General features: G+C 73.9%; 16 protein-coding genes. 10 read left to right on the top strand and 6 right to left on the bottom strand.

Translation table 11 applies throughout. The features are described 5' to 3' along the window. Positions 1 to 25: 25 nt before the first annotated feature. Entirely contained in the window at positions 26 to 616 is a 591-nt protein-coding gene (locus MCBG_RS20465; RefSeq protein ID WP_043327723.1) for a bacterial proteasome activator family protein, read from the bottom strand. 57 nt (positions 617 to 673) lie between these two features. On the opposite strand from MCBG_RS20465, the gene MCBG_RS20460 reads away from it, so the two are divergent. Both MCBG_RS20460 and MCBG_RS20455 read left to right on the top strand, forming a co-directional pair. After that, on the top strand, positions 674 to 1,501 hold the full coding sequence (locus MCBG_RS20460; RefSeq protein ID WP_043327722.1) for an alpha/beta hydrolase family protein: 828 nt from the start codon (positions 674 to 676) through the stop codon (positions 1,499 to 1,501). Between the two features lie 48 nt (positions 1,502 to 1,549). Beyond that, positions 1,550 to 2,773, top strand: a complete 1,224-nt coding sequence (locus MCBG_RS20455; RefSeq protein WP_043327721.1) for an ABC transporter substrate-binding protein — start codon at positions 1,550 to 1,552, stop codon at positions 2,771 to 2,773. 66 nt (positions 2,774 to 2,839) lie between these two features. On the opposite strand, the gene ddaH is transcribed toward MCBG_RS20455, so the two are convergent. Continuing rightward, positions 2,840 to 3,673: a dimethylargininase gene (ddaH, locus tag MCBG_RS20450; protein ID WP_176722883.1), complete on the bottom strand. Its 834-nt coding sequence runs from the start codon at positions 3,671 to 3,673 to the stop codon at positions 2,840 to 2,842. 59 nt (positions 3,674 to 3,732) lie between these two features. On the opposite strand from ddaH, the gene MCBG_RS20445 reads away from it, so the two are divergent. Further along, positions 3,733 to 4,191, top strand: coding sequence for an Lrp/AsnC family transcriptional regulator (locus MCBG_RS20445; RefSeq protein WP_030499444.1), 459 nt, complete (start codon positions 3,733 to 3,735; stop codon positions 4,189 to 4,191). Positions 4,192 to 4,246: 55 nt separating this feature from the next. Continuing rightward, positions 4,247 to 5,203, top strand: a complete 957-nt coding sequence (locus tag MCBG_RS20440; RefSeq protein ID WP_043327719.1) for a zinc-binding dehydrogenase — start codon at positions 4,247 to 4,249, stop codon at positions 5,201 to 5,203. 6 nt (positions 5,204 to 5,209) lie between these two features. On the opposite strand, the gene MCBG_RS20435 is transcribed toward MCBG_RS20440, so the two are convergent. The 3 genes from MCBG_RS20435 to MCBG_RS20425 form a co-directional block, all read right to left on the bottom strand. Next, positions 5,210 to 6,364, bottom strand: a complete 1,155-nt coding sequence (locus MCBG_RS20435; protein ID WP_043327718.1) for a T3SS (YopN, CesT) and YbjN peptide-binding chaperone 1 — start codon at positions 6,362 to 6,364, stop codon at positions 5,210 to 5,212. Positions 6,365 to 6,429: 65 nt separating this feature from the next. Next, positions 6,430 to 6,687 (bottom strand): DUF6457 domain-containing protein, encoded by a 258-nt coding sequence (locus tag MCBG_RS20430; RefSeq protein WP_043330820.1) that lies wholly within the window; start codon positions 6,685 to 6,687, stop codon positions 6,430 to 6,432. Next, entirely contained in the window at positions 6,684 to 7,418 is a 735-nt protein-coding gene (locus MCBG_RS20425) for a molybdenum cofactor guanylyltransferase (RefSeq protein WP_043327717.1), read from the bottom strand. Before MCBG_RS20425 ends, MCBG_RS20430 begins: the two co-directional genes overlap by 4 nt. A 246-nt stretch (positions 7,419 to 7,664) precedes the next feature. Here MCBG_RS20425 and fdhD point away from each other — a divergent pair, with 246 nt between their 5' ends. Then, positions 7,665 to 8,519, top strand: a complete 855-nt coding sequence (fdhD, locus tag MCBG_RS20420; RefSeq protein WP_043327716.1) for a formate dehydrogenase accessory sulfurtransferase FdhD — start codon at positions 7,665 to 7,667, stop codon at positions 8,517 to 8,519. A 4-nt stretch (positions 8,520 to 8,523) separates the two neighbouring features. On the opposite strand, the gene MCBG_RS20415 is transcribed toward fdhD, so the two are convergent. Beyond that, positions 8,524 to 9,633: a DUF4192 domain-containing protein gene (locus tag MCBG_RS20415; RefSeq protein ID WP_043327715.1), complete on the bottom strand. Its 1,110-nt coding sequence runs from the start codon at positions 9,631 to 9,633 to the stop codon at positions 8,524 to 8,526. A gap of 152 nt (positions 9,634 to 9,785) precedes the next feature. Between MCBG_RS20415 and MCBG_RS20410 the strand changes: the two genes are divergently transcribed. From MCBG_RS20410 to MCBG_RS20390, 5 genes are all read left to right on the top strand, one after another. Then, on the top strand, positions 9,786 to 10,700 hold the full coding sequence (locus MCBG_RS20410) for a fructosamine kinase family protein (RefSeq protein ID WP_043327714.1): 915 nt from the start codon (positions 9,786 to 9,788) through the stop codon (positions 10,698 to 10,700). Next, positions 10,697 to 11,713, top strand: coding sequence for a GTP 3',8-cyclase MoaA (moaA, locus tag MCBG_RS20405; RefSeq protein ID WP_043327713.1), 1,017 nt, complete (start codon positions 10,697 to 10,699; stop codon positions 11,711 to 11,713). Before MCBG_RS20410 ends, moaA begins: the two co-directional genes overlap by 4 nt. Before the next feature lie 2 nt (positions 11,714 to 11,715). Continuing rightward, positions 11,716 to 11,961, top strand: a complete 246-nt coding sequence (locus MCBG_RS20400; protein ID WP_043327712.1) for a MoaD/ThiS family protein — start codon at positions 11,716 to 11,718, stop codon at positions 11,959 to 11,961. A 20-nt stretch (positions 11,962 to 11,981) separates the two neighbouring features. Then, positions 11,982 to 13,244 carry a metallophosphoesterase gene (locus MCBG_RS20395; RefSeq protein WP_282596139.1) on the top strand — a complete coding sequence of 421 codons (1,263 nt, stop codon included), beginning with the start codon at positions 11,982 to 11,984 and terminating at the stop codon, positions 13,242 to 13,244. A 94-nt stretch (positions 13,245 to 13,338) separates the two neighbouring features. Beyond that, positions 13,339 to 16,524 carry a UvrD-helicase domain-containing protein gene (locus MCBG_RS20390; RefSeq protein WP_043327710.1) on the top strand — a complete coding sequence of 1,062 codons (3,186 nt, stop codon included), beginning with the start codon at positions 13,339 to 13,341 and terminating at the stop codon, positions 16,522 to 16,524. Positions 16,525 to 16,526: the final 2 nt, after the last annotated feature.

Raw genomic sequence — 16,526 nt, 5'->3', positions numbered from 1 at the left:
CGCGTGACGCGCCCCGGCCGACGGGTCACAGGTACTGGCCGGGCGCGTGGCCCTCGCCGGCGCCGGGCATCCCGGGCATGCCCGGGATCACGCCGCCGGGGCCGCTGGGCAGCGCCTGACGGCCCGAGCGCATCTGCTCCAGCTGCACACGGGCGGCCATCTGCTGGGCCACCAGCGCGGCCTGGATGCCGTGGAACAGGCCCTCCAGCCAGCCCACGAGCTGGGCGTGCGCGATCCGCAGCTCGCCCTCGCTCGGCGTCTGCCGCTCGGTGAACGGCAGCGAGAGCCGCTCCAGCTCCTCGCGCAGCTCGGGCGCGAGACCCTCCTTCAGCTCGACGATCGAGCGCTCGTGGATCTCCCGCATCCGGTTCCGGCTGGCGTCGTCCAGCGGCGCCGCCTTCACCTCCTCCAGCAGCTGCTTGATCATGCTGCCGATCCGCATCACCTTGGCCGGCTGCTCGACCAGGCGGGTCGGGTCCTCGCCCTTGCCCTCCTCGTCGGTCTGCACCGTGCCGACCGGGCGGCCGTCCGGCCCGACCACCACCACGGTGCCGGGGATGCCATCGTTGCCCTGCTCGTCGTCCCGTCCGGAATGCGCTTCGGTCATGGCACCCATCTTTACCCACGCCGACCATGTGCACGCGGCCGGACCGGAGGGAGCTACCGTCGCCGCATGCTCTCCGACCCACGCGAGGTGCTGACCCGCCCGTCTCCGCCGCCGGACGCCACAGTCGCCTACGGCGACCACCCGGACCAGCTCGCCGACCTGCGCCGGCCCGCCGGCGACGGGCCGGCCCGGCCGCTCGTGGTCGTGGTGCACGGCGGTTTCTGGCGGGCCGAGTACGACAGGGCCCACACCGGCCCGATGGCGGCGGCGCTGGCCGCGCTCGGCCACCCGGTCGCGCAGATCGAGTACCGCCGGACCGGCCAGCCCGGCGGCGGCTGGCCGCACACCCTCACCGACGTCCGCACCGGGGTCGCCGCCCTGCCCGGTCTGGCCGCCGCCGCGCTGCCCGGCCGGGTGGCGCCCGTACCGCCGATCCTGATCGGCCATTCCGCGGGCGGGCACCTGGCCCTGTACGTGGCCGCGCGCGCCCCGGAGACGGTCGCCGGGGTGGTCGCGCTGGCCCCGGTGGCCGACCTCGCGCAGGCGTACCGGCTGGACCTGGACGGCGGGGCGGTGGCCGCGCTGCTCGGCGGCTCCCCGGAGGACGTGCCGGACCGGTACGCGGACGCGGATCCGTCGAATTTCGTACCCATGCGAACACGGACCGTAGTCGTGCATGGCGAGCAGGATCTTCAGGTTCCCACCTCGATCAGCCGATCCTGGGTGGCCGCCGACCGGGCTGCCGGCGGCACTTCCACCTTGATTGAGCTGCCTGAATGCGAGCATTTCGGGCTGATCGACCCGGAGGCGGCCGCCTGGCCCCGGGTGACACAGGCGTTGCGGTCGCTTCACGATGATCTTCCGGGCATTGACGCAGCGTCGCCGACCAGGTAGAACGCCGAAGGGGTGTGCACCATGGCCACCCCGTCGGGAAGGAAATCGGTGGCACAGATGAACCGCAGGCGGGCTCTGCAACTGCTGGCCGCGCTGGGCACCACCGGACTGGCGGCGGGTTGCGGCTCCGGGGAGGACGACACCGGGGAGCAGGCCGGATCCGGCAGCCCGATCAAGATCGGGCTGATCGTGCCCGGCAGCGGGGCGAACAAGGCCATCGGCGACGAGATCACCAACGGCTTCCAGCTCTACCTCCGCCTGCGCGGCCAGCAGATCGCCGGCCATCCGGTCACGCTGGTGCCGGCCGAGGAGGGCTCCACCGCCGCCAGCGGCAAGGCCGCCGTGGAGCGGCTGATCAAGGAGGGCGTGCTCGCGCTCACCGGCGTGGTCAGCCCCACCGTGATGACCGGCATCAAGGACTCGGTCGAGCAGGCCCGGGTGCCGCTGATCGGCTCCAACGCCTCCCCCTCGACGCTGCAGGGCGTCGTCTACATCTGGCGCACGTCGTACGTGCTGACCGAGCCGGGCGAGGCGCTCGGGGAGTACCTGCGCCAGAAGCTCGACGCGTCGAGCCGTATCGCCATCTTCGGCACCCGCGGCCAGGGCAGCCAGGACGTCGTCGAAGGGCTGCGGCGCGCGTACGAGCGGGGTCGCCGGCTCACCGAGGACCCGATCTACACCGACGACTCCGACAACCCCTCGCGGAATCTCTACGCCGGGCCGATCCGCAAGGCGCTGGAGCGGAAGCCGGACGCGGTCTTCTGCCACTACTCGGGCGCCCAGGCCGTCCAGTTCGTCAAGCAGCTCTACGCCCTGGGCTACCGGGGGCCGATCTACGCCCCCGGGTTCCTCACCGAGGGCACCGCGCTGGACCAGCTCGACGACGGCGAGAAGGGCCGCGACCGCAAGCTGATCGAGGCGAACGGCATCGAGACCGCGCTCAACTACTCGGCCGATCTCAACAACACCGCGAACCGGATCTTCGCCTCGGCGTACCGGAAGACGTTCAACTCCGCGCCGACCACGTACGCGATGGCCTCCTACGACGCCGCGCTGGTGCTGGACAAGGCGATCCGGCTGGCCGGGGCGAACCCGTCCCCGCAGCAGGTCAACCTGGCGCTGGGCAAGGTCGGCCAGGTGGACAGCCCGCGCGGCCCCTGGCAGTTCAACCAGACCCGTACCCCGCAGCAGAAGTGGTACCTGCGCCGGGTGCAGACCGACGGCCGGCTGCTGTCCAACATCGTGATCAACGAGCTGGCCACGCTCGGCTGACCGGCCCCGTACGCGACGAAGGGCGGTCTCCCCACCGGGAGGCCGCCCTTCGCGCCGAGGCGTGGCTCAGTGCCGCAGTTCGGCGATGCAGCACTTCACGCTGCCACCGCCCTTCTTCAGCTCGGACAGCTCCACCGGGACCGGGTGGTAGCCGGCCGCCTTCAACTTGCCGGCCAGCCGCGTCGCCTCGTTGTTCAGCACCACGTTGAGCCCGTCGCTGACCAGGTTCAGGCCGAACGCCAGCGCGTCCTCGTCGTCGGCGACGATCGCGTCCGGGAACAGCTGGGCCAGCACCTTCTGGCTGGCGGCGGAGAAGGCGCCCGGGTAGTAGACGATGTTCTCGTCGTCGATCGAGGCGAGCGCCACGTCCAGGTGGTAGAAGCGCGGATCGATCAGGCGCAGCGAGACCACCGGGCGGCCGAGCGCCTCCTGCGCCTCGGCGTGCGCGGCCGGTTCGGTCCGGAAGCCGTGCCCGGCGAGGATCAGGCCGCCGTGGGCCTCCGGCAGGTACGCGAAGTCGCCCTCGCCCTCGTTGGTCTCGTTCGGGGCGATGAACCGCCAGCCCTGCTCCTCGTAGAACGCCCGGTGCGCGGCGGCCTCGGCGGTCCGCTGCTCGTGCTTGAACCGGGCGCCGTAGACGGTGCCGTCGACCACGAACGCGCCGTTCGCCGCGTAGACCATGTCCGGCAGCCCCGCCTCGGGCGTGAGCAGGTGCACGTCGTGGCCGAGCCCGACGAGCGTCTCCCGCAGCCGGTCCCACTGCTTGACCGCCAGGTCGGCGTCGACCGCCGTGGTCACGTCCATCCACGGGTTGATCGCGTACTCGACCGTGAAGTGCTCGGGCGAGCACATGAGATATGTCCGCTTTCGCGAGACTCGCTGCTGGTTCACGGTCACCAAGAGTAGGTACGGTACAACTTTGGTAACAGCCACAAGCATTGCTTCCCGGGAGCAGAACGTTGCAGATAGACGCGGTAGACCAGCGAATCATTGCGTTGCTCGTGGCTGACGCCCGCGCCTCGTACGCGGACATCGGCACCCGGGTGTCACTCTCCGCCCCCGCCGTCAAGCGACGGGTCGACCGACTCCGGTCCGCCGGGGTGATCCGGGGATTCACCGCCGTCGTCGACCCGGCCGCTGTCGGCTGGACCACCGAGGCGTTCGTCGAACTGTTCTGCGCCGGCCGGACCACCCCGGCACAGATCGGCGCCGCCGCCCGACGGCACCCCGAAGTGGTCGGCGCGTACACCGTCTCCGGCGAGGCCGACGCGCTCGTGCACCTGCGCGCCGCGGACATCTCGCACCTGGAGGAGGCGCTGGAGCGGCTGCGCGCCGAATCGTTCGTCACCTCGTCCCGCAGCACCATCGTGCTCTCCCGGCTGGTCGAGTCCCCCGGCGTCGGACCGTCCACGCCTTGACCTCAACCTCGCTTCATGTCGTGCACTGGTGACCGGCTCGAAGCGAGGGGGCGGTATGCGTGCGGTGTGGCTGCGGGAGTTCGGCGGACCGGAGGTGCTCGTGCCCGGGACGGCACCCGATCCGGCACCCGGACCGGGCCAGGTGCTCGTCGACGTGGCACACGCGAACATCACGTTCGTCGAGACGATGTTCCGGGCCACCGGCTTCGGGCCGTTCGACGCCGAACTGCCACTGATCCCCGGCAACGGCGTCGGCGGGACGATCATCGAACTCGGACCCGGCGTCGATCCGGCGCTCGCCGGGCGCGTCGTGGTCACCGCCACCGGCGGCACCGGCGGGTACGCCGAGCGCGTCGTGGTCGACCGGAGCGCCCCTGTCCCCGTACCCCCGGGGTTGGCCCTGGACGCGGCGGTGGCGCTGATGGCCGACGGCCGGACCGCCCTGATGCTGGCCCGGGCGGCCGGGCTGCGGCGCGGCGACCGGGTCCTGGTGGAGGCGGCGGCCGGCGGCGTCGGGTCGCTGCTCACGCAGTTGGCGGCGGCGTCCGGGGCGACGGTGGTGGCCGCCGCCGGCGGCCCGGCGAAGGTGGCCGGGCTCCGCGCGGCCGGCCTCGACCTGGCAGTCGACTACCGGCAGCCCGGCTGGACCGGCCGGGTCCGGGACGCCGTCGGCGCGGTCGACGTGGTGTTCGACGGCGTGGGCGGACCGCTCGCCCGGGAGGCGTTCGACCTGCTCGACCCGGGCGGGCGGATGCTCAGCTTCGGGCTCGCCGGCGGCGCCTGGGCGGACATCCCGGCCGAGGCGGCCACCGCACGCGGCGTCACGCTGCTGAGTCCGTGGCCCGGCCCGGACGAGCTGCGCGCTCTCACCGAGGCGGCGCTCGCCGAGGGCGCCGCCGGCCGGCTGCGACCGCAGATCGGGCAGCGCTTCCCGCTGGACCGGGCCGCCGACGCGCACGCCGCGATCGAGGCCCGGCAGACCGTCGGCAAGACCCTGCTCGACGTGCGTTGACCCGGCTCAGAGGTACATGCCGGTGCGGTGCTCCTCGGCCCGGGCCGGCTTGTCCCCCTCGCCGAAGAAGCGCTTGCCGCCGAACTCGCCGTGCAGACGGTCGTCCAGCTCGTCGGCGAGACCGGTCATCACCTGCACCGCGAGCATCAGGTGGGTGGGCTGGAAGTTGCGGCCGAACACCGGAATCGAGGCCCACACCGTGTCGTCGGCGCAGTAGAGCCGCCCGATCGGCATCCGGTTGGTCAACTCGGACAGCTTCACGTACAGGCGCTCGGTCGGCTCGACCTCGGTCAGCACCGGCGAGAAGACGTCCACGAGCGGCGGGTTGTCGCGCACCCGGACGAACACCATCGCCGAGCCGGCCCGGATGTTGATGTCACCGTCGGAGTCGACCTGAAGCTGGTCGGACGCGGACTTCAGCATGGTCGACACGACGGTGCGGACCCGCTCCTCCAGGGCCAGCACGTCGTTCTCGCCGGACTGCGCGGCCGCCGCCGCGGCCAACGCCTCGTCCAGGTCGGCCTCGACGTCGCGGTCCGGGCCGAACTCGCTACGGGCGGTGCCGAGCGGCTCCACCGGCAACGGCTCACCCTCGGTGTCGTGCACCAGGTAGACGAGGAAGGCGGGATGCGGGGCGCCGTAGACGTCACGCAGCGTCCGGGACAGCACGGCGGCCAGCCGGGTCGCCTCGTCGGTGCCGCAGTCCAGCCCGAACTGCTCACCGGAACCCGGCACCACGCCCGGCGGCGACCAGCCGAGCGCCACCATGTCGGCCACCGCCGCCCGGTCCAACCGGTAGCCCTGGGGCAGCGTGGCGTTGCCGACCGCCCGGGCCGAGAGGCGACCCTCCTCGCCCGCGTCCACGCTCACCGAGTAGACGGCGTCCCCGGTGCCGGAGGCGGTCGGATCGAGTGTCACCTCCAGGTGACCACCGGCGGGCAGTGCGCGTAGCCGCTCGGCGAGCGCCCGCGCGAACTCACGCCAGGCCTCGGTGACCTTGGCCCGCAGATCAGCGGTGGTCGGCTCGTCGAGCAGGATCGACTCGTGATGCTCCGGCACGCTGCCGGTGGCGTGGTGTTCCGGCGCGCTGCCGGTGGCGTGGTGTTCCGGCGTGCTGCCGGCAGGCTTGTCGACCGGCGCCGAGGGGTGGTCTGCCGTCATGATCGCCTCCGTCCGTCCCCGCCACCCTACCCACGCGCGGCGGCCACCGAATCACGCGCAAGGCGCTATTCCGCGGGCGTGGACCCACCCAGATCCACCGGCCACGAGCCGGCCAGCGCGCTGAGCCGCTCGGCCGCCGCCGCCGGGTCCGCCCCGCGCCCCACCGCCACCCCCAACAGGTACGCGGTGACCGGCGCCCCCGGCCGGACCACCTGATGCGCCACGTCCCGGGCCACGTCCAGCACTGTCGGCACCGGCACCCCGGCCGGGTCCAGGTCCAGCTCGGCGCAGACCGCCGTGACCCAGTCGTCCAGCACCGTCATCTCGACCACTCCTCCGCCCGGCGTACGTCCTCGTCAGTGTCGCAGTCGAACCAGGGCGGAGGACCTGAGCCGGACCACGACACCTCGCGTACGGCGACACCGGTCAGCAGTCCGCGTACCGGCGCCCCGTCGAGGGTGCCGCCCCGCGTCGCGGCGAGCCGGTCGAGGGCGGCCCGCAGGGCCGGTAACCGCCACACCGCGCAGAGCTGCTGGCGGCGGCCGTCGCCGTCCACGTAACAGGCGAGGGCGACGGTCGGTCCGCGCGGGGTGAGCGCTGATGCCCGCTCGGTAGCGCGGTCGAGTTCCCGATCAGCGGCCGGTTCGCGTTCCCGCTCGGCGGCCCGATCGTGTTCCCGCTCGGCGGCCAGGTCGCGTTCCCGCTCGGCGGCCGGGGTGTCGAGCGCGTGCCGCAGCTCGGTCACGGCGGCGGCGGTGAGCAGCGGGAGATCGGCGGCGAGCAGGGCGACTGTTGTCGTACCCGGGTCGAGCAGCGCCAGCCCGGCCGCAATGGCGGCCACCGGCCCGCCACCGGGTGGCTCCTCACGTGTCGTCCGGACGCCGTCGGGCACCGGACCGGACGGGCCGACCACGATCCGCTGGTCCGCGTCGGCCACCGCGGCCAGCACCCGGTGCAGCATCGGCCGGCCGCCGACCGGGCGGGCCGGTTTGTCGACACCGCCCATCCGCCGGGCCGCGCCACCGGCAAGGACCACCGCCGCGTACCCCGTCACCGCCTCACCCTATCCACGGCCACGACCGTCGAATCCCGGCTCGGACACGAGGCCCGGGCCCGGGCCCGGCTTCGCTGGCGGTTTTCCGACGTTGATCAACTCCATCTCGCCGAAGTGGCGGCATCCGGGGCCGTCCGATACCGCCACTTCGGCGATCTGGTGTCGATCATGATCGGCTGGGCCGGCGGGGCACATGAAGGAGTGGGGTGGGGTGCGGGCAGTGGAGGGGCCGGGGAGGATGGCGGGATGGGACGGGCGACAGACCGGCGGAGCGTGCTGCGGATCGACCTCGACGCGACGGGCGAAGGCCGGGGCCGGATCCGCCGCCAGGACACCCTGGCCGCGGAGGAGCCACTGGAGATCCGCGTGGGCGCGGCCGGGCCGGGTCGGCGTCGGCCGCTCGCGGTGACGATGCGTACGCCCGGCGACGATCTGGACCTGGCGATCGGCTTCCTGCTCACCGAAGGACTGATCCGGTCGGCCGAGGACGTGCACACCGCACAGCTCTGCGCCGGTGCGGAGACCCCGAACACCTACAACGTGGTCGACGTGGCGCTCACCCCCGGTGTTCCGGAGCCGGTCACCGATCCGTCGCGCAACTTCTACACCACCAGTTCGTGCGGCGTGTGCGGCAAGGCCAGCATCGAGTCGGTGCGTACCCGTTCGCGGTTCGCCGTGCGGGACGACCCGCTGGTGGTCACCGCCGAGTTGCTGGCCGCGCTGCCGGACCGGCTGCGGGCCGCGCAGCGCGCCTTCGACCGCACCGGCGGCCTGCACGCGGCCGGCCTCTTCACCGCCGACGGGGAGATGGTGGTGCTGCGGGAGGACGTCGGGCGGCACAACGCGGTGGACAAGGTGATCGGCTGGGCCGCCCGGGAAGGGCGGTTGCCGCTGGCCGGGCACGTGCTGCTGGTCTCCGGGCGGGCCAGTTTCGAACTCACCCAGAAGGCGTGGATGGCGGGCGTGCCGCTGCTCGCCGCGGTGTCCGCGCCCAGCACGCTCGCCGTCGAGCTGGCCGAGGAGGCCGGGATGACGCTTGTCGGCTTCCTGCGCGGGCCGACCATGAACGTCTACACCGGGGCGGCCCGGATCGGCGGCTGACGGCTCAGCGCCGTGGACGGCGACGGCGACGGCGCAGCACCGGGCCTCCGTCGGAACCGGGCCAGCCGTCCAGCTCGGACGGGGCCACCCCGCGCCGAAGCGCCTCGTCGAGCAGCAGCGCGAGCGAATAGCCGGGGTGGGCGGACAGCACCCGTTCCAGGGCGACAGCCGCCAGCGCCCCGTGTCCGGAGCGCCAGGCGGAGAACGCGAGCAGGCAGCCCGGCGCGGCGATCAGGTCCGGCTCGGCACGCCGCGTCACGTCGGTCCAGAGGCTGATGTCGGCGTCCCGGCCGTCGGTCCGGGACCAGGCGTGATCGCGTACCGGGATGTGGGTGAGCAGGACGGTCAGCCAGGCCACCTCGTCGTCGTCGAGCCGCTCGCCACGCCGCTGCCTGCGGAACGCGGCCCGCACCGCCGCCGTGCCCGCGCTCCGCACCGCGCGTGGTGAATCCTCCGGACCTCCACCGTCGGCCCGCACATCACCGTCCCCCGGCACGGAACTGCCGGCCTCCGGGCCCCGGCCGGACTGCGCGGGCGTCCCGCCGGTGAGCGCGGCCAGGCGCAGACGGGCCCGGCCGGTGGCCCGGCGCATGGCGAGGCGTACCGGCCCGTCGAGCGGGGACACCTGCGCGGCCAGCGCGGCCCGGTCGGGCAGGGCGACCTGGCCGGCGAACACGGCGGCGGCGCTGACCTGGCTGGCGGCCGGGTCGTACGGGGTGCCCTCGGGCGGGCAGCAGGACGGCTCGGCGCACAGGTACGACCACCAGCGGCCGTCGGTGACCCGCAGGGCGTCGAGCACGACCAGGCCGGCAGCGGTCAGCGCGTCGCCGATCGCGTCCACGGCACCGGTCACCCGGGCGGCCGGACCGTAGCCGACGACTGTGGCGGCGTCGGCGTCCTGCCGGGCCACGACGTGTGCCAGGTGCCGGGCCGCCGGGCCGGGGTCGGCGCCGGGTGTGGGCAGGTCTCCCCGGGCGGCGAAGACGACGCGCCGGCCGCGTACCGCGACCACCACGACGCTGTCGGCCGGGTGGAAGCCGAGCAGGTAGGGCACGGCCGTGACCATGTCGGCGGGCGTGCGGACGGAGAGGCGGGGTTGCTCGGTGGAGTTCATGCCGGGAGCGTGGGCGGTGGAGTGCCACCGCGTCCGCCCCTGTGGACGACACGCGGTCCGTCCACAGATACGGAGCGTATCGGTCCAGGTCAGCGGCGATCCGTGGCGTCGCTTGCCCCACGGTTGTCCGGGGTACCCGCTACCTTGCGCTCATGGACCTGGCGTACCTGCGGGCACACCCGGAGCACCTGCCGACCTTCCTGACCCACCAGCGGATCCGGGAGACCCCGGTCTCCGGCGGCGACATCTGCGCCGCTTCCCGGCTCACGCTGGACGACGGGCACTCGGTGTTCGCCAAGACGTGGCCGGAGCGGGCGGCGCGTCCGCTGCCCGAGGGCTTCTTCGCCACCGAGGCGGCCGGGCTGCGCTGGCTGCGCGAGGCGGGTTCGGTGCCGGTGCCGGAGGTGATCGTGGCGTTGCCCGATCTGCTCGCGCTCGACTGGGTGGAGCCGGGCGAGCCGACGCCGGAGGCCGCGGAGGCGTTCGGGCGTGACCTGGCCGGGCTGCACCGGGCCGGGGCGCCCGCGTTCGGCGCGGACTGGGCCGGGTTCATCGGTGCGCTGCCGCAGGACAACACGCCCGATCCCGGTCCCTGGCCGGACTGGTTCGCCCGGCGCCGCCTCCTGCCCTACCTACGCAGTTCGGTCGACGGCGGCGCGCTCGACGGTTCCGGGGCGGCGCTGGTCGAGCAGGTCGTCGCCCGGATCGGCGAGTTCGGCGGTGACGAGCCGCCGGCCCGGGTGCACGGCGATCTCTGGCCCGGCAACCTGCTCTGGGGCGCCGACGACCGGGTCTGGCTGGTCGACCCGGCCGCGCACGGTGGGCACCGCGAGACCGACCTGGCGCAGCTCGCCCTCTTCGGCGGCCCGCCTCACCTGGACCGCGTCCTGGCCGCCTATCGGGAGGCGTGGCCGCTGGCCGACGGCTGGCGGGAACGGGTGCCGCTGCATCAGCTGCACCTGCTGCTCGTGCACACCGCGATCTTCGGCGCGGCGTACGCGGACGCGGTGGCCGCCACCGCCCGGGCCGCCCTCCGGGGCCTCGACCGCGCTACGGTCGACGGATGAGCGCCCCCCGGACGACGACCGACGGCGTCCTCGCCGACCGGTACGGCCGCGTCGCCCGGGACCTGCGGGTCTCGCTGACCGACAAGTGCAACCTGCGCTGCACCTACTGCATGCCGGCCGAGGGCCTGCCCTGGCTCTCCGGTCCGCAGCTGCTCACCGACGACGAGATCGTCCGGCTGGTTGGTGTCGCGGTGACCCGGCTCGGCATCACCGAGGTGCGCTTCACCGGCGGTGAGCCGCTCATCCGGCCCGGCCTGCCCGGCATCGTGGCGGCGGTCGCCGCGCTCACGCCCCGGCCGCGCATCTCGCTGACCACGAACGGCATCGGCCTGGCCCGCATGGCGTCGGCGCTGCGCGACGCCGGGCTGGACCGCGTCAACGTCTCGCTCGACACGCTGGACCGCGACCGGTTCACCGCGCTGACCCGCCGCGACCGGCTCGCCGACGTGCTCGCCGGGCTGGCCGGGGCCGCCGAAGCCGGGCTGACCCCGGTGAAGGTCAACTCGGTGCTCATGCGGGGCACGAACGACGACGAGGCGCCCGCGCTGCTCCGGTTCGCGCTCGCGCACGGCTACGAGCTGCGGTTCATCGAGCAGATGCCGCTCGACGCGCAGCACGGCTGGGACCGCTCGACCATGGTCACCGCCGACGAGATCCTGGCCTCCCTGAAGGCCGCGTTCGCGTTGACGCCGGACCCTTCCGAGCGGGGCGCGGCACCGGCCGAGACGTGGCTGGTCGACGGCGGGCCGGCCCGGGTCGGGGTGATCGCCAGCGTGACCCGGCCGTTCTGCGGCGACTGCGACCGCACCCGGCTCACCGCCGACGGCCAGGTGCGCAACTGCCTGTTCGCCACCGAGGAGTCGGACCTGCGCGGCGCGTTGCGCGACGGCGCGGACGACGAGGAGCTGGCCCGGCGCTGGCGCGCCGCGATGTGGGCCAAGCGGGCCGGTCACGGCATCGACGATCCGACGTTCCTCCAGCCCGCGCGTTCGATGTCCGCGATCGGAGGCTGAGGGTGGAGCTGACCGTCCGCTACTTCGCCGGCGCCCGAGCGGCGGCCGGACTCTCCGAGGAGACCGCATCCGCCGGCCGGTCCCTGGACGAACTCCTCGATGACCTGGCCGCCCGCCACGGCGAACGCCTCGCGGTGGTGCTGAAGGCGGCGAGTTTCCTGGTCGACGGCGTGGCCTGTCATGATCGACGGGCGCTGTTGCCGGCCGGGGTGACGGTGGACGTGCTGCCGCCCTTCGCGGGCGGCTGAGGGGGGCACACGTGCTGGCCATGGCGACATTCCTGGGCTTCGTCGTGCTCGTGATCGGCTTGATCCACTTCTACCTGTGGAAGCGGCTGGTCCGGGACACCACGCGCCCGGGGCGGTGGCGCCGGGTCGGCGGGGTGGCGATCGCGGCGCTGGCGGTGCTCGTACCGGTGACTCTGGCGGGCACCCGCAACGGCTGGTACTGGCTGGCCTGGCCCGGCTACCTCTGGGTCGCGCTCATGTTCTACCTGCTGGTGATCCTGCTGGTGCTCGAAGTGCCGACCGCAGTGGCCCGGCTGGTGCTGCGCCGCCGCGCCCGCTCGGTGGTCGCCACCGGCCCGGAGCCCGAGCCCGTACTCGTGGGCGCGGCGACGGCGGAGGGTGCGACGCCACCGCCGGTCGACAGCGCCGGCGCGCCGCCGGCCGGTGCCCTCGCGCCGGACCACGACCCCTCCCGGCGGCTGCTGCTCGCGCGCGGGGCGGCGATCTTCGCCGGGCTCACCGCCGCCGGCGTCACCGGGTACGGCGTCCGCACCGCCATCGGTCCGCCGCAGCTCGACCGGGTCCAGATCCCGCTGGCCAGGCTGCCCCGGAGCATGGACGGGCTGCGCATCGCCACCGTCTCCGACATCCACCTCGGGCCGCTGCGCGGCCGGGCGCACACCGAGCGGATCGTCGCGATGATCAACCGGATGGACGCCGACCTGGTCGCCGTGGTCGGTGACCTGGTCGACGGCACGGTGGCCGAGCTGGGGGAGGCCGCCGAACCGCTGCGTGACCTGCGGTCCCGCTACGGCAGCTTCTTCGTCACCGGCAACCACGAGTACTACTCCGGCGTGGAGGAGTGGGTCCGCGAGGTGGACCGGCTCGGCCTGCGGGTGCTGCAGAACGAGCGGCAGGAGATCCAGGCCCGGGGCGGCGTGCTGGACCTGGCCGGGGTGAACGACGTGAGCGCCGCCGGCACCGGGGTGGCCGCGCCCGCCGACTACGCCGCCGCGCTCGGCGACCGTGACCCGAGCCGGCCGGTCGTGCTGCTGGCGCACCAGCCGGTGGCCGCGCAGGAGGCGGCGAAGTTCGGCGTCGACCTCCAGCTCTCCGGGCACACGCACGGCGGCCAGATGGTGCCGTTCAACCTGGCGGTGAAGCTCGAACAGCCGGTGGTCTCCGGTCTCGGCGAGATCGACGGCACGAAGGTCTACGTCACGAACGGCGCCGGTTTCTGGGGTCCGCCGGTGCGGGTGGGCGCGCCTCCCCAGGTGACGCTCGTGGAGCTGCGCGCCCCATAGCGCGCACCCGCCGCCGAGTCCAGCACCGCATTGCTCAGGTCACCCGTTCGCGTGGCGGCGGGCGGGCGGGGGACCGGACGTGACAGGATGCGGCGTGCCTCCGTTCAGCGCCGCACCCTCCGGTGGCCTCCCGCCGTACGTGGCGGACCTGCACATCCACTCGAAGTACTCGCGTGCGTGCAGCCGCGACCTGACCCTGCCGAACCTGGCCTGGTGGGCCCGGCGCAAGGGCATCGGCGTGCTCGGCACCGGCGACTTCACCCATCCCGCCTGGTACGACCACCTGCGCGAGACGCTGCACCCGGCCGAGCCGGGCCTGTACCGCCTCGCGCCCGAGGCGGAGCGGGACGTCGCCCGGCGGCTGCCGCCCCGGCTCGCCAGTGAGGCGGAGGCGGACCCGGTCCGGTTCATGCTGAGCGTGGAGATCTCCACGATCTACAAGCGCGACGACCGCACCCGGAAGGTGCACCACCTGATCTACCTGCCGGACCTGGACGCGGTGGCCCGGTTCAACACGGCGCTGGGCCGGATCGGCAACCTCGGCTCGGACGGGCGGCCGATCCTCGGGCTGGACTCCCGCGACCTGCTGGAGATCACGCTGGAGGCGAGTCCGGACGGCTATCTGGTGCCGGCACACATCTGGACGCCGTGGTTCTCCGCGCTCGGCTCGAAGTCGGGCTTCGACGCGATCGCCGACTGCTACGCGGATCTGGCCGAGCACATCTTCGCGGTGGAGACCGGCCTGTCGTCCGACCCGGAGATGAACTGGCGGGTCGGCAGCCTGGACCGCTATCAGCTGGTGTCCAACTCGGACGCGCACTCACCGCCGGCTCTGGCCCGGGAGGCCACGGTCCTCACCGCCGACCGTGACTACTTCGCGATCCGCGAGGCGCTGCGCACCGGGGACGGGCTCGCCGGAACTGTCGAGTTCTTCCCGGAGGAGGGCAAGTACCACGCCGACGGGCACCGGTTGTGCGGGGTGAACTGGTCGCCGCAGCGGACCCGTGAGGCGGGCGGACGCTGCCCGGAGTGCGGCAAGCCGCTCACCGTGGGCGTACTCAGCCGGGTGGAGGAGCTGGCGGACCGGCCGGAGGGGCACCGCCCGGCGCACGCGCGCGAGGTGACCCATCTGGTGCCGCTGGCCGAGATCCTGGGCGAGCTGAACCGGGTCGGCGCGCGGTCGAAGAAGGTCGAGGGCAAGCTCAACGAGCTGGTCGCTGCGCTCGGCCCGGAGCTGGAGATCCTGACCCGTACCCCGGTGGAGGAGATCGGCCGGGTCGGCGGCGAGCTGCTCGCGGAGGGCATCGGCCGGCTGCGCCGCGGCGACGTGCGTCGGGTGCCGGGCTACGACGGGGAGTACGGCGTGATCACGCTGTTCGACCCGGCGGAACTGGGCGGCCCGGGCGCCGGGGCGGGGCAGGAGACGCTGTTCGACGTACCGGTGCCCGCGCAGCGGCGGCCCGCGGAGCCGGCGCCGAAGCCGAAGGCCAAGCGCCCGGCGGCGGTCCGGCCGGAGCCGAAGCGGACGCCGCCGCCCGCGCCTCCGATCGCGACGCCGCCGTCCCCGCACGAGCCGTTCGAGCCGATGCTCGCCGGGATGGAGGAGGTCGGCACCGGCCTGCTGGACCGGCTGGACGCGATGCAGCGGGTGGCCGCGTCCGCGCCGGGCGGTCCGCTGCTCATCGTGGCCGGTCCGGGCACCGGCAAGACCCGCACGCTCACCCACCGGATCGCGTACCTGTGCGCGGAGTTGAACGTCTTCCCCGATCAGTGCCTGGCGATCACGTTCACCCGGCGGGCGGCCGAGGAGCTGCGGCACCGGCTGGACGGGCTGCTCGGCCCGGTCGCCGAGGACGTCACTGTGGGTACGTTCCACTCGCTGGGCCTGACCGTGCTGCGGGAGAACGCGGCGGCGGCGGGGCTGCCGGCGGACTTCCGGATCGCCGACGACGCGGACCGGGCGGCGGCGCGCGCGGAGGCCGGTGACGACGACGAGCGGTACGCGGCGTTGCTGCGCAAGCGGGACCTGGTCGACCTGGACGAGCTGCTGACGCTGCCGGTGTCGCTGCTCAAGGGGGACCGGAAGCTGGTCCGCGAGTACCGCGAGCGGTGGAAGTGGATCTTCGTCGACGAGTACCAGGACGTCGACGCGGTGCAGTACGACCTGCTGCGGCTGCTCAGCCCGCCGGACGGGAACCTCTGCGCGATCGGTGACCCGGACCAGGCGATCTACTCGTTCCGGGGCGCCGACGTGGGCTACTTCCTGCGCTTCTCGCAGGACTTCACCGACGCGCGGCTGGTCCGGCTGAACCGCAACTACCGCTCCTCGGCGCCGATCCTGGCCGCCGCGGTGCAGGCCATCGCGCCGTCGTCGCTGGTGCGGGGCCGTCGCCTCGACCCGGCCCGGCTCGACCCGGAGGCGCCTCTGGTCGGCCGGTACGCGGCGGCTTCGCCGTACGACGAGGCCGACTTCGTGGTCCGTACCGTGGACGAGCTGGTCGGTGGGCTGTCCCACCGCTCGCTGGACTCGGGGCGGATCGACGGGCGGACCACGTCGCTGTCCTTCTCCGACATCGCGGTGCTGTACCGCACGGACGCGCAGGCCGCGCCGATCGTGGACGCGCTGGCCCGGGCGAACATCCCGGTGCAGAAGCGCTCGCACGACCGGCTGCGGGACCGTCCCGGTGTGCCGGCCATCGCCCGCGAGCTGCGCCACGCCGGGCTGGACGGTTCGCTCGCCGCCCGGGTACGCCAGGCCGGGCAGATCCTGGCCGAGCGCTTCGCCGTGCCGACGCTCGACGGTTCCGGCGCGGTACGCCCCGAGGACGTCCGCACGGCGGTTGACCTGCTCACCCCGCTGGCCCGGCGCTGCGACGACGACCTGGAGCTGTTCCTCAACCAGCTCGCCACCGGCGCGGAGGTGGACGCCCTGGACCCGCGCGCCGAGGCGGTCACGCTGCTGACGCTGCACGCCGCGAAGGGCCTGGAGTTCCCGGTGGTGTTCCTGGTCGGGGCCGAGGACGGGCTGCTGCCGCTGCGCTGGCCCGGAAGCGAGCCGGACGACGACGCGGTGGCCGAGGAGCGGCGGCTGTTCTTCGTCGGGCTGACCCGGGCGCAGGACCGGCTCTACGTCAGCCACGCGGGCCGCCGTGCCCGGCACGGCGCGGAACGCGACACCCGCCCGTCGCCGTTCCTCGACGTGATCGACCCGGCGTTGTTCGAGCGCCTGGACGCGACCGAGCCCCGCCGCCCGAAGGACCACCAGCTCCGGCTGATCTGACC

The sequence above is a fragment of the Micromonospora sp. M42 genome, from assembly GCF_000568915.1.
In the GTDB taxonomy this organism is placed as follows: Bacteria; Actinomycetota; Actinomycetes; order Mycobacteriales; family Micromonosporaceae; genus Micromonospora; species Micromonospora chalcea.
The sequence above is the reverse complement of the archived record's forward strand: the minus strand, read 5'-3'. Positions and strand labels throughout refer to the sequence as shown.